This is a genomic window from Idiomarina sp. A28L (assembly GCF_000218785.1).
Classification (GTDB): domain Bacteria; phylum Pseudomonadota; class Gammaproteobacteria; order Enterobacterales; family Alteromonadaceae; genus Aliidiomarina.
Genome location: NZ_AFPO01000021.1, coordinates 346,029 through 364,996 on the forward strand (window position 1 = coordinate 346,029; position 18,968 = coordinate 364,996).

Below are 18,968 nucleotides of genomic sequence, written 5' to 3' on the forward strand. Positions count from 1 at the left end.
GAAACCTTCGTTTGCGCCCAAATATTGCTTTCATAGCTTGGGCGCAAAGGAATCAATCTCTATTCGGTTCCACCCACTGTCATATTATCGATCTTCAATGTTGGTTGCCCTACGCCTACCGGCAAGCTCTGGCCATCTTTACCGCACACCCCAATACCGGTATCCAGTGATAAATCATTACCAATCATAGAAACCGCCGCCATTGCATCCGGGCCGTTGCCAATCAACGTGGCACCCTTTAATGGCGCCGTAATTTTGCCATCTTCAATTAAATACGCTTCCGATGCCGAAAACACGAACTTGCCAGAAGTGATATCTACTTGCCCACCAGAAAACTGTGGTGCGTATATGCCCCGCTTAACCGAAGCGATAATTTCTTCCGGCGTTTTATCACCACCCAGCATGTAGGTATTGGTCATTCTCGGCATAGGTAAGTGCGCGTATGATTCCCTACGGCCATTTCCAGTAGGCGCTACACCCATCAACCGTGCATTCAGTTTATCTTGCATATAGCCCACTAGGCGGCCATCTTCAATTAGCACATTGTATTGGCTCGGCGTGCCTTCATCATCTACGCTTAGCGAACCACGGCGGTTGGCAATAGTGCCATCATCCACAATTGTGCAGCCCTTTGCGGCAACCTGTTCACCAATGCGGCCACTGTAAGATGAAGCCCCTTTCCGGTTAAAATCACCTTCTAAACCGTGGCCTACCGCTTCGTGCAATAACACACCTGGCCAACCAGCACCCAATACAACAGGCATTGTGCCAGCTGGTGCCGGCTTTGCTTCAAGCATAATCAAAGCTTGGCGCACAGCTTCATCTACATAACTCAAATAACGCAGCTTATCCGAGCCTTTACTTGCCGAATCGGTATCAATAAATACTGGCTGCATGAAGTAATGATAATCAACGCGCCCACCACCACCTGAAGAACCCCGCTCACGGCGGCCATTTTGTTCGGCTAACACACTACAATTCAAACGCACTAGTGGGCGAATATCGCTCGCTAACGTGCCATCAGTTGCCGCCACTAAAATGTGCTCGTAAGTACCTGTAAGGCTTACTGAAACTTCATGAATACGCGGGTCTAGCTTGCGGGCGTATTTATCCATTGTTTGCAGCAATTCAATCTTTTTTTGCTCAGAGAAGCTATCGAGCGGATTATCCACCCCATAAAGCGGCTTTGCATTACCTGCATTTAGAGCCGCTACGGTTCGATTTTCGCCATGATCCGCAATGCCACGTGCAGCTGCCGATGCCCGCTTAAGGGCAGCAGGGTCGATGCTATCAGCATAAGCAAAACCGGTTTTTTCGCCGCTAATTGCCCGCACGCCTAAGCCACGCTCAATATTGAAACTGCCACTTTTTACAATGCCATCTTCTAATACCCAAGCTTCATGGATACTGCTTTGCAAATATATATCAGCGTAATCAACGCTGCCGCTGTAAATGCTTTGCAAGCTATTTTGCAACGCGCTGTAATCGAGCTCAGCGTTATGCAATAAGTGGTCGGCCACTTGAGTATTAATCATTTAAAAACGTTACCTCAAACTGATTATGTTGCTGCACCGGCATGCGCCCACGCAGTTGTTCTAATTCTTCGAAATTGGGTGTAAAACTTATGAATCCGGGCTCAGAACCCAACGTAGCCACAATTTTTCCCCACGGATCAACCACCATACTACAGCCCCAAGTTTCACGGCCATCATCGTGAGTTCCCGTTTGATTTGGTGCCAACAGGTAAACCTGATTTTCAATGGCGCGAGCTTGCAACAATGGCTGCCAATGCGCTTCACCCGTAACTTTAGTAAAGGCCGAAGGCAATGTGATGAGCTGTGCGCCCATTTTTCGTAATGCACGAAACATTTCAGGAAACCGTAAATCGTAGCAAACGGCTAAACCTATTTTTCCAAACGGTGTTTCCACTACTACTAGCTTGTTACCCGGTTTAGTGAATGCCGATTCCCGATAACTTTTGGTGTTATCGTTTACGCTGGCATCAAACAAATGGATTTTATCATAACGCGCTGCAAGTTCCCCATCAGCATTAAATAACAGCGAGGCTGCAGCATAACGCTCGCCTCCGCGAACGGCTATTGTTCCCGCTAGTATCCAGAAATTAAAACGGCGGCAACAATCAGCAATAAAATCTTGCACCGGGCCATGCTCAAGTTCTTCGGCAAATTTACCTTGCGCGGCTTCACCGGCACCAAAGCGTGCAAAAGCTTCGGGTAAAATAACCAGATGAGGCCCACTAGTACAAGCCGCCGCATTGCTCGCTTTAACTTCCTCGAACGCTTTAAGCAAATAAGCCTTGTTGGCTTCCCAATCCGAGCGCGATGTCCATTGCAATAAGGTGATTAGCGGTGAAATATTTGCGTTACTCATTTTGCCCGGATCCTTTTTCTCTCTTTGCTTCGGTATTTGCTGGTAGTTCTGGCGGCAGCACATCTTCAGCCATTTCTGGTAGCTCCACCTCGGCACTATCACGTTTTACTTCGGTTACCACTGGGTTTTGCATGGTGCCGGTAACTTCGTATTCCAATCGCGAAATTACTTGCGCATCGTGTAGCATTCTATCGAGTACCAAGGCTGCAATACCACTCGGAGGGTTCACCATAAACGCCAATAATACCGGCAAACTTGAGGTTACTTTAGGCACATAACTCAAACGATAATGTAGGCTTTCATCAACTAAATTGGTGTACCCCGATACCGCCATATCACCCGCTGAACCATTCATTCTTGTATTATCTGTGCTAATAACGCCTTGATCTAAACTAAGGGTTCCATTGAATGATGAATAAAACATACCGCGAGCAAAAATATCACGAAAATCTAAGGTTAGTTTACGCAGCACGCTCTCTAAACTGAGAATTGAAAGCAGCCGGGCACCGCCATCAGAAACATCGCGCAGGTAACCTGCTCCTAACGACCAATTAACCTCACCTCTTAACGTTTCTTTGTTCCAATCTTGCAGTGCACCATCCCATCCTAACTGAAAGCGGAAATCAGCCGAGGAATCTCTCACCACCGAATTGAAGCCTAATTCGCTGATATAAGAACCAATGTTATTACTCGTTAAACTACCTTGTAACGATGTTCGCAGAGCTTGGCCTTCGCCGGCCCATCCGCCACGAGCTTGCAGAACTGTGCTGCCTTTACGTACTTCAAACTGGCGAACTTGTTCTGCTTTATTTGCGGGCTCTAAGCGCATTGCAACTTCGCCTAATTCTCGCCCCTGAAAACGACAAATTCGGCAGGTAAATATAATGGGCGGCATGTTATCTAGCCATGAGCGATCTTCAATTACGCGCTTATCGCTATCTGCTGAAGGGGGGCTATTCAATTCGAGAAAATCGGCAGCTACGGTGAGCTGGCCAGCACCAATGGTACTCCAATCAATTCGTGCGCGCCCATTATCAGCGTTCACCTCGAGCAACCAACCATCGCCACTGCTGCGCCCTTCTATCTCGGTGTTATTGAAATCTTGCCCGAACCACTGCAAGCTGCCAATCGTGGCATCAACCCTTGAAAGCGGTGGTATCGGTGAGCGAGCGGTAGCCTCTGAGCTCGTATCAGCAACGTTATTATTCTTTTCCGGAATCGCACTGCTTAGCGAAACAATTACCGGAAGCCAATCGCCTAATTCTGCTTCTTGCATTCCCGCCATTATACGGAAACCACTTTCAGGGCGTGCGCCAACGGTATAGGGGCTATCGCCAATTTGTAATTCTAATGCTTGAAATGCACCCGAGCCAATTCGCATATCACCGCGTACATTAAATACTTCTGGGCTATTTGCGCTTGCCCGCAAAACATCTTGATTCCCGGTAACCTCGATTTTAAGCTGCCGCGCTTCATCAGTGTTTTTTGCAAATGGTTCCGGAAGTAGCATGGCTAAAGAAGATAAATCTGCATCCATAAGCCAGCTGTATTGATAAGCACCTTTCCCTAATTCAAGAGCGAAGTTGGCTTGCCAATCCAGGCTCCCCTCTAATTGTTGAATCAGTGGAATTCCAGCATGCACAGATTGCAACCGAGCCGCTTGCCAGCTGGCCTTGATATCAGATTGCAATGCATAACCATTTTCTCCCGGAGCGCCCTTTAAATCTAAGCTCACAGGCATGTTAAAGAGCAACGAACGTTCTGCTACAAAGTTAATTTCAGCGTTATCAAAAGTAAAATAACCTTCCACATCTTGTAGCCATAAATCAACAGGTTGAATATGAATATCTTGCCCGTTCAAATCAACCCGCCCTTTTGCACTTACTCTACGATCATCACCGGCCAAGGGAATATCAAGTGTAAAATTACCACGTAGCAAATCTCCCGTTGGCACTACATTTGAAAGTGCTGCCCCAACAGAGTTCACAAGAGGGCTAGCCATAAATAGTTCGTGTAACTGTGGCCCAGTTGCCTGAACATCTGACGCAATATGTAAATGCCGCTCACTACCACTAATAGCAGAGATTTTCGCATCAACTTTAGTTAATGGAATATCATACAAACTGCCGCCACGGGCGCTTATGTTCAATTCATCACCCGCGAACGTAAGCTCCGCACGTGTGCCCACAACCGCAGGCCAATTTGGTTGGAATCGATAATCCATGTTGTTGATCAACGCCTGCGCCTGCAGAACTCCCTCGCCTTCAGAATACGGGAAATTTTGAATCGGCCCGCGCCAAACCATGGTTAAACTATCAACATCACCTTCTAACAGTGAACCAGTTAAATAATTGCCCAATCGCTCACCCAGTTGCAGAGGTAACAGCGCAACCACATCCAGTACATCCATTCCTGGTGTGCCGCCATTTAGTAGCCAATCTACTTCAACCGGCTTTCCTTGCTGCCCACTGAAGCGCATTTGTTGGCTAATATCCGCCCCCGGCAAGCTAAATAACGCTTGCTCAACATCCAACTCCCAGCTACCGCCGTTTTGTAACCAATCACCGGTTACCAAAACTTCGTTGAGAACTTTTGCATCATTATAGGTGGCAGGAGAGCTTAATCTTACCGAATCACCTTGAATTAAAAACTTTCCTTGCGCCAATGTGCTCCAAACTTCCATTTGCAGGCCACTAATGCCAGGAACACCTCGGTGTGGTTGCCAAGCCAATTCACTACCATGGCCGTAAAGTTGCCACTCTCGTTGTTGGGTTAAACGCACCTGCAAAGAATCGAGTTGCCCGCCAAACTGCAAACCATCAGCCCAATCTCCAAGCGCAACTCCCGGCGCCCCAAATAGATTCCAAACTGGGCCGAAATCAATTAACTCAATATCATTTAAGTTCCACAGGTGCTCACCTTCAGCGTATTGCCACGTTACTTGCTCAAGCCGCCATTCTTGATCATCAAGCCGCGCTACCATTGGGTTGGAGTTTAATATCCAGCCGCTCGATTCGGGAAATAGTGTCCATACCGTTGGAGTTGTTACTAAACGATGAAGCTCACCTGCTTTTGTCCACTCAAGTGTATTTTCTTCAAAGCGTACTTGCCCATCACCAAACTGGCCGTCGGCAAAATCTAACCACGCCTGTAAGTTAAACTCTGCCCGTTTAATCGATGAGGTTTTCGTTACTTGTTGCAGCCATGGGGAAATATCAAGCTGCTGTGCTTCCACAAACAAACTTCCGTTCATTTCAGTGAAAGAATCGCCATAAAGGTCGATTACAAAATCCAACGAGTTTGCGGTTATACCGGGAACGCGAAACAAGCCTGTAGCCTGTTTTCGAATATCATCTCGGAACCAACGGAGTTCCTCGATCTCCACAGCACGAGGCTCTTGATTGGCGATATGAACTCGCACAATACTATCGCGCAACTGGAAACGCTCTAACTGCTGAAAAAGTATCGTTTCGAGTGATCCCTGAAGCTCTTGCAGAATATTTTGGCCAGAATTTCCCTGATAATAAATATCCAGTTCCATACCGGTAAGAACAAAGTGATCTAGCGAAATCTGCCGTTGCAGCAGGCTGTTCCAAAAATCAAAACCTAAGCTTAAATCGCGTACAGTAACTTTTGCTTCAGTACCTTCATTTGTAATTAGCTCAACATCTTTCAGCACCAAAGCAGGCCCAGTACCACTCCAGCTTGCACTCAAGCTACCAATTTGCACATCTTGGTTATAGCGTTCGCTAATTTGCCGCTCTATGCCTGCACGATAATGATCAAGATATGGCAAGCTGAAGCGAACAATACTGATAAGCACCGCTAAGGCCACCAGCAGCACAGCCGCAGTGAGCCATAGTTTTCGAATTATAAAACTTACGGTACTTCTTACATTCACTACATCATCACCACATCAAATTGTTCTTGATGATACAAAGGCTCAATTTGAATTTTTATTTGTTTACCTACAAACACTTCGAGTTCTGCTAATGCATGCGATTCTTCATTTAATAATCGCTCTGCTACAGCCGCAGAAGCGTAAACCACAAATTTATCAGCGGCATATGCTCGGTTAACTCTTACGATTTCTCGCATAATTTCATAACATACAGTTTCCACTGTTTTCATGGACCCACGGCCCTTACATACGGGGCATTCACAACTCAGCACGTGTTCTAAGCTTTCTCGGGTACGCTTTCGGGTGAGCTCTACCAAGCCTAGCGAAGTAAACCCAGAAATACTTGTTTTTGCGCGATCTTTAGCAAGCGCTAGTTCCAAACTGTGCAACACGCGGCGTTTATGATCTTCGTTTTGCATATCAATAAAATCGACAATAATAATACCGCCAAGGTTTCGCAATCTTAGTTGCCGCGCAATTGCTTGCGTTGCTTCAGTGTTGGTATTGAATATTGTTTCTTCTAAATTGCGGTGGCCAACAAATGCTCCGGTATTGATATCAATAGTTGTCATCGCCTCAGTTTGATCAATCACCAGGGTGCCCCCTGATTTCAATTGCACACGCCTATCAAGGGCCCGTTGAATTTCATTTTCAACATCAAACAAATCAAAAATAGGGCGTTCACCTTCATAATACTCGAGGCGTGGTGCAAGTTGCGGCACAAACTCTTCTACAAATTCGTGCAACTGTTGGAAACTTAGACGCGAATCAACACGAATTCGTTCAATTTCAACACCCACAAAATCACGCAAAATTCGAGCCGCAATGTTTAAATCTTCATAAAGAACGCCGCCTTTCGCGTTTTTCTTTTTCCGTTCCTGAATTTTTTCCCAAAGCTTTCTTAGAAACAAAGCATCTTGTTCAAGCTCTTCTTTTCGCGCGCCTTCGGCTGCGGTGCGAACAATAAAGCCTAAATTTTCATCGCTAAATTTGGTAACTACGCTGCGTAAACGATCTCGCTCAGATTCACTTTCTATCCGCTGAGAAACACCTACGTGGTTAGAGCGCGGCATAAGCACTAAATAACGCGATGGTATGGTGATATCCGTAGTTAACCGCGCGCCCTTCGTGCCCAATGGATCTTTCACCACTTGCACAACAATGTGTTGGCCTTGGCGCACTAACCGAGAAATATCGGGTGGCGGTAATTGATCGCGATCCAGCTCTTCTACATTATCAATACGGGTAATAATATCGGAGGCATGTAAAAACGCCGCTTTATCTAAACCGATATCTACAAACGCCGCTTGCATGCCCGGAAGCACCCGGCTTACTTTGCCAACGTAAACGTTACCCACTAATCCACGCCTTGATTGCCGCTCAATGTGTACTTCTTGCAAAATACCATTTTCTACAAGCGCTACGCGCGTTTCACTAGGGGTAACGTTAACTAATATTTCCGCACTCATTTCACATTATTCCGAATCTGTTGCTAACCACTGCTTTAGCAAGTGCTCAGTTTCATACAAAGGTAAACCAACCACAGCGAAATAGCTGCCATTGAGGCGTGTTACAAATTTTCCGGCTAAGCCCTGAATACCATAACCTCCGGCTTTATCGTGCGGCTCGCCCGAAGCCCAATAGGTTTCAATATCCTGCGCTGATAATTGCCGAAAGCTCACTTCAGTTGCTACACAACATTGCCATTGCTGCTTTGCTGTAGCCAAACATACGGCAGTTAACACATAATGGCTGCGGCCACTTAACCGCTGCATCATGCTTTGAAAATGTTGGTAGTTAACGGGTTTTTCTAGTATTTCGTTTTCTACCACCACAATAGTATCGGAGCCCAGTACGGCAACATTTGCCTGCTGGTTATGTTCTACTAAAACGGCAAGGGCTTTTTCCTGAGCCAAACGTTGAACGTAAGCTTCCGGGCTTTCATTCGGTTGTTGTTGCTCAATGATATCGGCCGGCTGAGTAACGAACGGGTATTTCAAAAGCTGCAGCAATTCTTGCCGCCGAGGTGAAGCCGAAGCGAGAATTAAAGTACTCATCTAACCTGAAACCGCCGCCGTATCTTCCGCAATACTAAAAACACCCATGGCCAAAAAATTGCAGAACTTAAAGCTGGCCAGAAGTAGTAAAACATTAGTGGGGCGTTGTTCAGGTAATGCTCAAATAAATATACAATTGCGCGTGCTATGAATACCAAAACCGCTACTAACAACGCCTGCTGCGATAACGAAAAATTTCGAATACGTTGATAATAATTCGCTGCTGGGTAAGCCACTATTGCGTATGCGGCAGCGTGAAAGCCCAACGTACTGCCCAACAATATATCAACCGCAAGGCCCACCACCGCTGCATACCCGATATTTACTCGATACGGTAAGGCAATAATCCAATAGATCATCACCAGTAAGGGCCATTCGGGCCGCCAAACCGCAACCGCCAGCGACATTGGCATAACTGCGAGAATCAATGAGAGAACTATGGTGATTAAAATCACACTGCGCTGGGTTATTCGCCGCATTATCATAAGCCCGCTCCTTCTCTAGCAGCTTCTGTAGCACTTTCTTCGCCTCGAATAGGCTGCGATTCACTATCGCTATCCCAGAGTAGAAGCAACATGCGAATACGATCTAAATTAGCTACCGGAACTGCCTTTACCTGAGCAAAAGGCAACGATTCATCACGAACAATAGCACTGATTCGGGCAACCGGATAACCCTCAGGGAATACCCCTCCAAGCCCCGATGTCATCAGCAGATCACCCACATTTAGCTCCGTAGAGTGCGGTACATGCATTAGTTCTACAGAGTTAGTGTTGCCTACACCTTGAGCAATAACACGAATACCACTAAATTCAGCGCGCAGCGGAATAGCGTGGCTTTGATCCGAAATTAAAATAACTCGAGCCGTTATCAAGCCAACATCCACTACTTGGCCGATAACGCCTTCGGCATCGATAACGGGCTGGCCAATATAAACCCCATTTCGGCGGCCTTTATTTACCACCACCTGATGCGAGAAAGGGTCGGAATCCACAGCGATTACTTCCGCAACCATGCGCATACGCTCTTCTCGTGATTCACTGGAAAGCAACCCACGCAAACGATCATTTTCGCGTACTAAAAATTGATAGCGCTGCATTTGCCCCTGTAAATTCAGCACATCTTCTCGTAATTGTTCATTTTCCCGCACTAGCCGGCGGCGCGATTGCACTTGGCTAATAAAGTTATCAAACGCTTGTTCTGGCATTACTGCTAGATATTGAACAGGGCTAACAAAGGAGTTTAAAACGGAGCGCACAGGCTGCATGATACCAAGCCGGTGATCTGCAAAAATAAGCAAAAACGCTAGCAACAAGGCTAGCGTTAGGCGGACTCTTAAAGAGACCTTTTGAATAAATAGAGTAGAAGACACCGGTTACTCGTCGCTAAACAAATCGCCGCCGTGTTCATCAATCAGTTCCAGTGCCTTCCCGCCACCGCGAGCAACACAGGTTAACGGATCATCGGCAACAATAACTGGAATGCCTGTTTCTTCCATGAGTAAGCGATCTAGATCACGCAATAATGCACCACCACCGGTAAGCACCATGCCACGCTCTGAAATATCGGAAGCAAGTTCTGGAGGCGATTGCTCAAGGGCTGTCATTACAGCTGCAACAATACCCATTAAAGGCTCTTGCAAAGCTTCAAGAATTTCATTGCTGGTTAGCGTAAACGAGCGTGGAACACCTTCCGCTAGGTTACGGCCACGAACTTCAATTTCACGAACTTCATCACCAGGGTATGCAGTACCAATTTCATGTTTAATGCGTTCAGCCGTTGCATCACCAATCAATGAGCCAAAGTTTCGGCGCACATAGCTAATAATAGCTTCATCAAATTTATCACCACCGATTCGAACTGATGAAGAATACACAACCCCATTCAAGGAAATAATAGCTACTTCAGTGGTACCGCCACCGATATCAACAACCATAGAACCGGTAGGCTCTGAAACCGGTAAGCCTGCACCGATCGCCGCAGCCATTGGTTCATCGATTAACACTACTTGCCGTGCGCCAGCACCCAATGCTGATTCGCGAATAGCACGGCGTTCAACTTGAGTAGCACCATAAGGCACGCAAACAAGCACCCGCGGGCTTGGCCGCAAATAATTGTTTTCATGCACCTGTTTAATGAAGTGCTGAAGCATTTTTTCGGTTACGTGAAAATCTGCAATTACGCCATCTTTCATTGGCCGAATTGCCTTAATGTTGCCAGGCGTTCGGCCGAGCATTTGCTTAGCTGCCGTACCAACTGCGGCTACACTTTTGCTTCCGCCCGCACGGTCTTGGCGAATCGCCACAACGGAAGGTTCGTTCAAAACGATACCTTTTTCTTTCACGTATATGAGGGTATTTGCTGTTCCCAAATCGATTGATAAATCGTTGGAAAACAAACCGCGCAACTTCTTAAACATGGGGGGCTGTTCCCTGTACTCGTCATTATGTTTATTGGAATTTTACCGAATCTAAACTGTTATGCTTAAAACCGACAAAATCTATGTGAAAACGCGCTTTTTAAAACGCTTCGAGCTGCCATTACTCTTTATTCTAAGAGTTTTGGCCCGAGTGAGTACTACTATTTACTGCACGTTTTCTAATTGATTCTTTAATCCGTAACTTTAGCAAGCTGTGATCGCGCGAGCAAGCGTGTTAACGCGCTTTTGCAAGATTTATACAGTTTCCGATCAGTTACAGCTCCCTGATCGGATATAACCTTGGCTTTGTATACAAATTCGCCGATTATCAACACCTACAACTTGCAGTTCAACAGAACTCTGACCGCAAGCTTCAGGGTTAGTTTCATGAGCATTAGAAACTGGGCAACCTAAACTATTGAATAAAAATCCTGAACTAGCAGCTGGCAAACCCGAAACCACAGTGAGTAACGCGGGCTCGGGTAGCAAAAGAACTCTATCTTGGGTTACTGCGGCTGTGCAATCCCGTGGTGTAATCTGCGTAGCAGTTAAGGTTACACCAAAACATGGGTTCAGAGTATCTTGCATGGCTCGTTGCTGTTGCAAACGCAACATGCTCAGAATTCGAGGCTCTAAAGTAGCTTCTTCTACTCCCCGATCGCTAAAAAACCGTGGCCCGGCGGTAACGGCTAGGATGGCTACGAGCACTATCACGATAATCAACTCTATCAGGGTAAAGCCCTTCGAGCGGCTCAAGCCCCCGCTCAAGGTTTTTGCCCCGCTCGAGGCTGCTGCCGAGAAAGGCTTCAATAATATTGATGTAATAGTTGGTTTATACATTCGGAAAACCCAATGTTTGCACTATAATTTATAATCTAAGTATGCAGTGTAACTGAAAAAAATGTAGTATGAATCACATTATATACAGAACACCTTACCCCTGCCGATTCGATAGGAATAGATGAATGCCTGCACATAATTTTCACAATAGCGCTCAGGCTGCTAAAACCGCTAGAAAAAGCGGTTGCAGAGCGGCGCGCCAGCAGGGGTTTACACTTATCGAGATCATTGTTGGTATTGTTACTCTAGGTATCAGTTTAGTACTACTCACGGTAATCATTTTCCCACAAGCTCAACGCAGCGCCGAACCGATTTTACAAGCCCGCGCGGCCGCGCTGGGGCAAGCATTGCTCGATGAAATTATGAGCAAACCATTTGATGAAAACAGCGATCGGTCTGGTGGTCAAATACGCTGTGGAGAAATTGATGCTGATGAATGTACGCTACCAGCTAACCTCGGCCCTGATAGCGAAACTCGGGATCGCTTTAACGATGTAGATGATTATCACCAACTTGAAGTTAATTTCCCACAGTTGGAAAATGCTTTAGGTGACACTTTAGCAGCACGGTATTCAGGGTTCGAGTTCGCGGTGGATGTTTGTTACAGCAATAGCAAAGGCGAGTGCCAAACAGAAATCACTTTATTTAAACGTGTTGAAGTAACCATCACTACCCCGGTGGGGCAAGATTTCCAATTTAGTGCGATTCGAGGTAACTACTAATGTGCCGCTCGCAAAATATAGGCTTAGCGCGCGGCTATACCCTGGTAGAGCTCATTATTGTAATGGTGCTCTTAGGTATTGTGAGTACCTTTATTTTCACCTATATCAATTTTGGCGTACGTATTTACGGAGATGCAACCGGCCGTGAGCAACTTGTTTCGCAAAGCCGTTTTGCTGTTGAGCGTTTAACCCGCGAGCTTCGTAATGCGCTACCGCGCAGCATTCGGGTTCAAGCTACCGATCTGCAGCGCTGTGTTGAATTCGTACCCATTGTTACCAGCAGCCGCTATCTACAAATCGCCAAACCGGGGCCCACATCTGGTAGCGATTTCATTGCCGTAATGCCCCACGATACACAAGCTCTTGAAAACCAATATTTATTCGTTTATGCCACCAACATAAATTTTATTTACGGCACTCAACCATTACGCCGTAAAACCATAGATAGCGTTACTGAAAACAGCCCAGAAGATGGCCTTATCACCTTTAGTTACAGCAATTCACCAAGCTTTTTCCCAACCGATAGCCCGGTACGCCGCTTTTATGTTGGCGGCAGCCCGGTAAGTTGGTGCTACAACATGGCTAACAACACCCTTGAGCGTTATCAGGGATACGGGCTTACTCCTACTCAATACACTCAAGCTCAGTTGCAAGCCAGCTTCGCCAGTAATCGTGAAATAATGGCAGTGGATATTGGTAACGATTTAGCCAACGATGAATTACCATTTCGGGTATTCGAGGCCACGCTGCGGCGAAATAGCTTAGTGCAAATCGATTTACGCTTCCGCCGCAGTGCGGCAAACGAACCGTTGCAGATATCACACGAGGTGCATATCCCAAATGTTCCATAACTTTCAAGGCAAAATACCAAGTAATACACCGCGTTATCAGCGAGGTAGCGCGCTGGCCGTCGCCATATTTATTATTGTGGTAATGAGTATTATCGGCGTAGCGATGGTGCGCATTCTAAGTGATCTCGGCCGTGCAACCGTAAGCGATGTGTATGGGGCACGTGCTTACGCCTCTGCACGCACAGGCGCAGAATTATTTCTAACTGAATTATTCCCCTTAGATGCAAGCACCAACATAAGCGCCTGCCCAGAGCGAATAATTAATACACCGCCAGCAGAACAATTCACAGAAAACTTCGAAGTAGCCGGCTTGTTCGGCTGCGAAGCACGCGTAGCCTGCGATCGGTTGGAACTCTCAGCACCATTTAACGGCACCCATTTTCGAATCATCACCCAAGGTATCTGCGATACCGGTGAAACTACATATTCGAAACAAGTGATTTTGGAGGCCTTCGATGGTGGGAATTAAATCTAGCGCTTTCGGCCAACACTTCTCCGCGTTTAAATTTGTATTCGCGTTAGTTTTTATTATTTTTTATTTACTCGCCAATACCGCTTTTGCACAAGATAACGATTCTTGCGAAGCCGTTACGGCCTTTAGTGAATTTGGGATTATTGGCGACACCCAATTCGAATATGGCAATGGCTCTACCATCAACGGCAACAATATTGACGGAGAAGGAAACACCCCCACACCTTCGGGCAGCGTAACCACAGTACCTACAGAGTTTCCTCTTTTTGAGCCATTGCAATTTCCAAGCAACTTAGTTGGCGGCCCAGATCGAACCAACCAAACCAATATTCCACCCGGAAGCTACGGCAAAATAAGCGCGGATGGGAACGATGCGTTCACATCATTTTCCGGTGGAACTTATTACATTGAAGAGTTAGAAATTGATGGGAACAATGCAACTATTCAATTTGCCCCCGGCGATTATTTTATCGAAGAAATTGATATGGCTAATAATTCTTATATAACAATCTTTCCCGCTGGGCTTGTGAGAATTTTTATTAAAGATGAGATTGAAGGTAAAAATAATATCTTTATAAACAGCGGGGGTAACCCAGCTAATTTGATAATTTACCTATACGACGGTGCCGAAGTTGATATCGGGAACTACAATCAAGGTAGCGGAGTTCTGAACTTTAGTGGCTCGATTTACAGCCCTTACGAAGATACAGAAATTGAATTTGGCAATAATAACAATATCGAAGGCTCTATAGTAAGCGCAGGTGAAGTTGAAGTGGGCAACAACACAAATTTCACCTATACACTAGAAACCCAACAACAGATTTTAGAGGCTTTCGGTTGCGCACCGGAAGACGCTGAGATTCTATATTTTCAGGTGCGACGCCCTAGTTCTTTGGTGAGTTGCTATACCGCTGCTATTGAAATCCGAGCATGTGCAAATGCTGATTGTACCGAATTGTTTGAAGATACAGCCTCCGTCGAACTCTCAGCACCGAGCGCAAGTGCTGAATGGGTTAATGGCGATATTATAAATGGTAGCGGTACTAATACCGCATCTGTTGGCCTAACCAATGGTATTGGTATTGTAGGGTTACAAAATATAACGGGTGGCAACACTGGTTTTTCTATTTCGGCCTCTACGCCAAACGCAGTAAACCCAACACAATGTTTTGATTCCACAGGAACCACCTCTGGTGCTTGCGCTGTTGATTTCCGAACCGCTGGGCTCTTATTTGTTGAGGGAAATAACTTCTCGGCAATACCCGATGATTTTGCCGGTGTTGATTTCCCGGTAGCTTTGCGCGCCGTAGAAACCAATTTAAATACCGGCGCCTGCGAAGCGCGAGTAGAAGGCCCGCAAACCGTTAATATGGGAGTAGAATGTGTAAACCCAGCCAACTGTATTGCTGGCCAAACATATTCGGTTGGTGGCACCGACATTGGTTTAAATAACGCGGGGAATAACATTAACCAACTACCTGTATCGCTTACCTTCGATGCTAACGGTGTTGCTTTGTTACCCCATAACTACTCTGATGTAGGCCTGCTGCGTTTACATGCATCACTTAGTTTGCCTGCTGAACCTAATGCTAATAACCCAGATATTAACGATCCACCAGTTACGCTCGAAGGCTCGAGCCTAAATGAATTCGTGATAAAACCGCACACTTTAATTGTGCAGGCGCTCGATAGCAACGATGATATTTGGGACGCTACCACAGATTCTGGCTCAGGTTTTCAAGCTGCAGGTTCAGCATTTAGTGTCATTATTCAATCGCAAAATGCCAATGGTAATGCCACACCAAACTTTGGCAACGAGAGCCCTGCAGCGGGAGTTCTTGCTGCCTTTGATTCTGTTGCGTTTCCAACCGGTGGTGAGGCCGGAAACCTAAACTTCACCCAAGGCTTTGTTCCAGATGCGGGTTACCCTGGGGCCCAACGCTCCAACTCGGTAACCTGGAGTGAAGTAGGCACGGTTAACTTTGTTGCTCAGTTAATAGGGAATGATTACTTAGGTGGAGGCGATGCATTTTCGCGGCCACCAAGCCCGGTTGGTCGGTTCTTCCCCGATCGTTTCGTAATTACCGATTCAGCAGTTACCGATGCGTGTATTCTTGATGAGTTCTCTTATATGGGGCAACCCGATATTTCAATAACCGCTACCTTAAACGCGGTAAATGTTTTTGGTGACCTCACCCAAAACTACGGCCGCGGCAATTATATTGGCAGCGCCGGAGTTGCTGCTGTGGCGGCAAATACAACCCCAGTTGACGTAGCCGCCGATGAGTTTAATACCCGTTTTAACATTGATTGGCCAGCAGCATGGGTTGATGGCGAAATGATAATTAATGAGCCAGAAGCTGTATTTGAACGTTTAGCGGATAACTCGCCAGATGGCCCTTTTGATAGCGTAAAAGTTGGCCTGCAAATTATCAATGAGCTCGATAGCAGAGGCATTCTGCCCACAGATTTAGTTACCCTTGGGGGCGATGCTACAATGCTTACCGGTGAACTCAACCTTCGTTACGGGCGTTTAGTATTAGAAAATATAGCTGGCCCAGAAGATGAAGATTTAGCGGTAATAATGCAGGCTGAATATTGGAATGGCGATCGTTTTATGCTTAATGATTTGGATAACTGCACCGCTAATCTAGCCTCGTCTTTGGGTATTATCAGCAACCCTGATAATCTCAGCACTGCGCCGGGCGGTGATGGCAATAACTTAGAGAATGGTGATTTAGTGTTCGGTGATTTGTTCTGGCAAGCGGCAAATGCGCAAGGCGAATTTAAGTTTGAATACGTAGCGCCACCATGGCTGCAGTTTCCGTGGGTTGATAATGAGGGTGATTCATATCTGAACCCACGAGCCTTTGGTAGCTTTGGCCAATATCGTGGTAACGATCGGGTTATCTATTGGCTTGAGTTACGCTAGCTCAAAGTGAACGGACAATAAAAAACCAGCTTACGCTGGTTTTTTATTTCTATGCTTTTAAACAATAGGCTGTAAGAAACGTTTATTCGCTGCGTGGGTTCAAATCATTATATAAAGTGCGGATCCAGCGATCTTCATTAATGAAATTCCAGCTCCAACTTTCCCATTCTTCTGCTAAGCCGGTATCCACCATATTATCCACACCAGCGCCGGCCGCTTGCCAATCTTTTACTTGTTGCTGGGTAGCTACAATCATATCGTGTACCCGCTGTAAATCGCGCTTTGATGCCAAGCCACCGTGGCCTGCTACAATTTGGGTATCGTCTTGCAGCAACACTAACAAATCAGCAATTGCATCGATAAAGCCTTGCACCGTGCCGCCAGCGCTCAAATCGATGAACGGGAAACGATCAACGAAAAACAAATCACCTAAATGCACGATGTTCTCGCCTTCTACCCAAATAACCATATCGCCATCGGTATGCGCAGTTGGGTAATGCACTAAGGTTAACGTATGCCCACCTAAATCGAGCGTTAACGAGTTATCGGCCAAAATGGTGGGTAAGCCTGCTGCATCGAAATCTTCATCAGCTTCAAGGCGTGTACGAACATTCTTGTGGGCAATAATTTTCGCACCAAGTTCAGAGCCCATATAGCCGTTACCGCCTACGTGATCACCATGAAAATGGGTATTGATTAAATAAGTAAGTGGTACATGCCCAAGTTCACCCACTTTTGCGCCAATACGTTCGGCCATTTGCGCATACTGAGCGTCGATCAACACCGTGCGCGTTTCAGTGGTAACCAACATCATGGTGCCGCCCTGCCCCTCGAGCATATAAACGCCCTCGGTAAGCTTGGTTTCATTTACTTCCTGCGCCTGAGCTGGCACAACCATCATTGCGGCAACGGCAACAACTGAGAATAAATAGCTACGTAACTGATTCACTTGGCAACTCCTTTTAGCCGCAGATTTGCGGCTGATTGTTATCGATTTTTAGTAACTGCTTATTAGCAGTTTAGCAGTAAAATGGCTGAGTATACTTATAGTGACCAATTCCAAATTTAGATCCAAAAAAAAGCACCCGAAGGTGCTTTTTAAATTTAATCTTGTAATTAACAGCCGTCAGTTACTGCAAAAATAACTGGAGCAGCCGCTGCTACTACAGTAGGAGTTGTCTGAGCCGCTACAGCCGCACGATAAACAACGTAGCATAGTGGTTCACCTGTTGCATCTACCGCTAAATCAGTTGGAAAAATAAGTAAGTCGTCTTCTTCAACATTTTCAGCTGTTGCTGCTGCTGTCAACGCACCGCCCGCTACCACAGAACTGAAATCATCATTTTCTACAGCTTCAAAAATACCAGTAGCCGTTGCAGCCGCATAGCGAGTATCTGCAGTCAGCGCAACCGAAGTGCCCGCATCATCAATAGTTAACGGAGTAGTAATCCCACCACCAATGATACTCTTTGCGTAAACTAACGCCGAAGCCGCTTTAACGCTACCTTCCATTCCTTTCACTACCGAGGTTTGTGCATCGCTAGAGAAATCAAAGAAGCGTGGTGCTGCTGTTACCGCCAAAATGCCTAAAATAATGATCACAATGATCAATTCAATTAATGTAAAACCACGTTGCTGTTTCATGTTTATCACCTTTATATGCCTAAGTTAAACTCTATATTCCATGGCAGTAGTAGCTGCCTACTAGTTGCTTCTATTAAGGTTAACGTTTACTCCCCCGGTACGCGGGTTATACACGAAATTGTTACCTACCGTTTGATAATCGTTACCTTGCGGCGCAGAAAGCAAGCTTTTCAACGTTCTAGCCTGATAATATACGCAGATATTATTCGTACCGCTATTTTCCGCCGCTACAAAAAACCTCACTCGGTCTAAGTCGGCGAAATCTGAGCTCGCTGTCGGAGCGCCCTGCAATATTGCAGCAAACAAGCTCCGGCAATCTTCCGCATTCATATTTTCATCGTGTGCTGCTGGGTTATCTAAACCGCTTACGGGATAACCACGGTTACCATCAACATACACTTCAATTTCATCAATTAAAACAAGAGCACCTGCGCCAGTTACATCATCAGTACCCTGCGGGCGGCCATCTAATTCCCACTGCCCGCGCACAATACCTACTGCACTTGTAAAGCCGCCAGCTACCCCTTCAAGTGATGCATCTTCGGCTTGGCTCGAAATATCGGTAAAGCGGGGCAGTGCGCTTGCTGCTAGCAAGCCCAAGATAATCACTACTATAATCAATTCGATTAAGGTGAAACCTTGCTGTTTAAGTTTGTTAGCGCTGTTTGGTATCTGTAACTTCATTATATTCGCAGCTCCTTTAATACTAGTGATCATATCAACTTAATTCCGTTTAGCT

16 protein-coding genes are annotated in these 18,968 nt (G+C 46.1%); 4 read left to right on the forward strand and 12 right to left on the reverse strand.

Going from position 1 to position 18,968, the window contains the following annotated elements:
• Positions 1 to 59 precede the first annotated feature (59 nt).
• The 9 genes from tldD to A28LD_RS12435 all read right to left on the reverse strand — a co-directional run bounded on the left by tldD (position 60) and on the right by A28LD_RS12435 (position 11,608).
• The gene (gene tldD / locus A28LD_RS09495; protein ID WP_443134844.1) at positions 60 to 1,532 is read right to left on the reverse strand and encodes a metalloprotease TldD; all 1,473 of its coding nucleotides are present in this window, start codon (positions 1,530 to 1,532) and stop codon (positions 60 to 62) included.
• Positions 1,528 to 2,391, reverse strand: a complete 864-nt coding sequence (locus A28LD_RS09500) for a carbon-nitrogen hydrolase family protein (protein WP_007420869.1) — start codon at positions 2,389 to 2,391, stop codon at positions 1,528 to 1,530. Before A28LD_RS09500 ends, tldD begins: the two co-directional genes overlap by 5 nt.
• Positions 2,384 to 6,292: a YhdP family protein gene (locus A28LD_RS09505; protein WP_007420870.1), complete on the reverse strand. Its 3,909-nt coding sequence runs from the start codon at positions 6,290 to 6,292 to the stop codon at positions 2,384 to 2,386. The genes A28LD_RS09500 and A28LD_RS09505 overlap by 8 nt, the downstream gene beginning before the upstream one ends.
• Positions 6,292 to 7,761, reverse strand: a complete 1,470-nt coding sequence (rng, locus tag A28LD_RS09510; protein ID WP_007420871.1) for a ribonuclease G — start codon at positions 7,759 to 7,761, stop codon at positions 6,292 to 6,294. Before rng ends, A28LD_RS09505 begins: the two co-directional genes overlap by 1 nt.
• A 6-nt stretch (positions 7,762 to 7,767) precedes the next feature.
• The gene (locus tag A28LD_RS09515) at positions 7,768 to 8,349 is read right to left on the reverse strand and encodes a Maf family protein (RefSeq protein WP_007420872.1); all 582 of its coding nucleotides are present in this window, start codon (positions 8,347 to 8,349) and stop codon (positions 7,768 to 7,770) included.
• Entirely contained in the window at positions 8,346 to 8,834 is a 489-nt protein-coding gene (mreD, locus tag A28LD_RS09520; RefSeq protein ID WP_007420873.1) for a rod shape-determining protein MreD, read from the reverse strand. Before mreD ends, A28LD_RS09515 begins: the two co-directional genes overlap by 4 nt.
• Positions 8,831 to 9,721, reverse strand: coding sequence for a rod shape-determining protein MreC (gene mreC, locus A28LD_RS09525; protein WP_007420874.1), 891 nt, complete (start codon positions 9,719 to 9,721; stop codon positions 8,831 to 8,833). Before mreC ends, mreD begins: the two co-directional genes overlap by 4 nt.
• A gap of 3 nt (positions 9,722 to 9,724) precedes the next feature.
• The gene (locus A28LD_RS09530; RefSeq protein ID WP_007420875.1) at positions 9,725 to 10,768 is read right to left on the reverse strand and encodes a rod shape-determining protein; all 1,044 of its coding nucleotides are present in this window, start codon (positions 10,766 to 10,768) and stop codon (positions 9,725 to 9,727) included.
• A 270-nt stretch (positions 10,769 to 11,038) separates the two neighbouring features.
• Entirely contained in the window at positions 11,039 to 11,608 is a 570-nt protein-coding gene (locus A28LD_RS12435) for a type II secretion system protein (protein ID WP_007420876.1), read from the reverse strand.
• Between the two features lie 125 nt (positions 11,609 to 11,733).
• Between A28LD_RS12435 and A28LD_RS09540 the strand changes: the two genes are divergently transcribed.
• Genes A28LD_RS09540 through A28LD_RS09555 form a run of 4 tightly spaced genes read left to right on the forward strand, consistent with a single transcriptional unit; the run spans position 11,734 to position 16,585 of the window.
• Complete coding sequence (locus A28LD_RS09540; protein WP_007420877.1) at positions 11,734 to 12,330, forward strand: type IV pilus modification PilV family protein; 597 nt, start codon at positions 11,734 to 11,736, stop codon at positions 12,328 to 12,330.
• Positions 12,330 to 13,181, forward strand: coding sequence for a PilW family protein (locus A28LD_RS09545; protein WP_007420878.1), 852 nt, complete (start codon positions 12,330 to 12,332; stop codon positions 13,179 to 13,181). The genes A28LD_RS09540 and A28LD_RS09545 overlap by 1 nt, the downstream gene beginning before the upstream one ends.
• Positions 13,171 to 13,650, forward strand: coding sequence for a pilus assembly PilX family protein (locus A28LD_RS12010; protein WP_007420879.1), 480 nt, complete (start codon positions 13,171 to 13,173; stop codon positions 13,648 to 13,650). The genes A28LD_RS09545 and A28LD_RS12010 overlap by 11 nt, the downstream gene beginning before the upstream one ends.
• A complete protein-coding gene (locus tag A28LD_RS09555; RefSeq protein WP_007420880.1) occupies positions 13,637 to 16,585 on the forward strand; it encodes a DUF6701 domain-containing protein in 2,949 nt (982 codons plus the stop codon). Before A28LD_RS12010 ends, A28LD_RS09555 begins: the two co-directional genes overlap by 14 nt.
• Positions 16,586 to 16,667: 82 nt before the next feature.
• On the opposite strand, the gene A28LD_RS09560 is transcribed toward A28LD_RS09555, so the two are convergent.
• From A28LD_RS09560 to A28LD_RS09570, 3 genes are all read right to left on the reverse strand, one after another.
• Positions 16,668 to 17,534, reverse strand: coding sequence for an MBL fold metallo-hydrolase (locus A28LD_RS09560; protein ID WP_007420881.1), 867 nt, complete (start codon positions 17,532 to 17,534; stop codon positions 16,668 to 16,670).
• Between the two features lie 167 nt (positions 17,535 to 17,701).
• A complete protein-coding gene (locus A28LD_RS12440; protein ID WP_007420882.1) occupies positions 17,702 to 18,229 on the reverse strand; it encodes a prepilin-type N-terminal cleavage/methylation domain-containing protein in 528 nt (175 codons plus the stop codon).
• A 60-nt stretch (positions 18,230 to 18,289) separates the two neighbouring features.
• Complete coding sequence (locus A28LD_RS09570; RefSeq protein WP_007420883.1) at positions 18,290 to 18,913, reverse strand: prepilin-type N-terminal cleavage/methylation domain-containing protein; 624 nt, start codon at positions 18,911 to 18,913, stop codon at positions 18,290 to 18,292.
• Positions 18,914 to 18,968 lie beyond the last annotated feature (55 nt).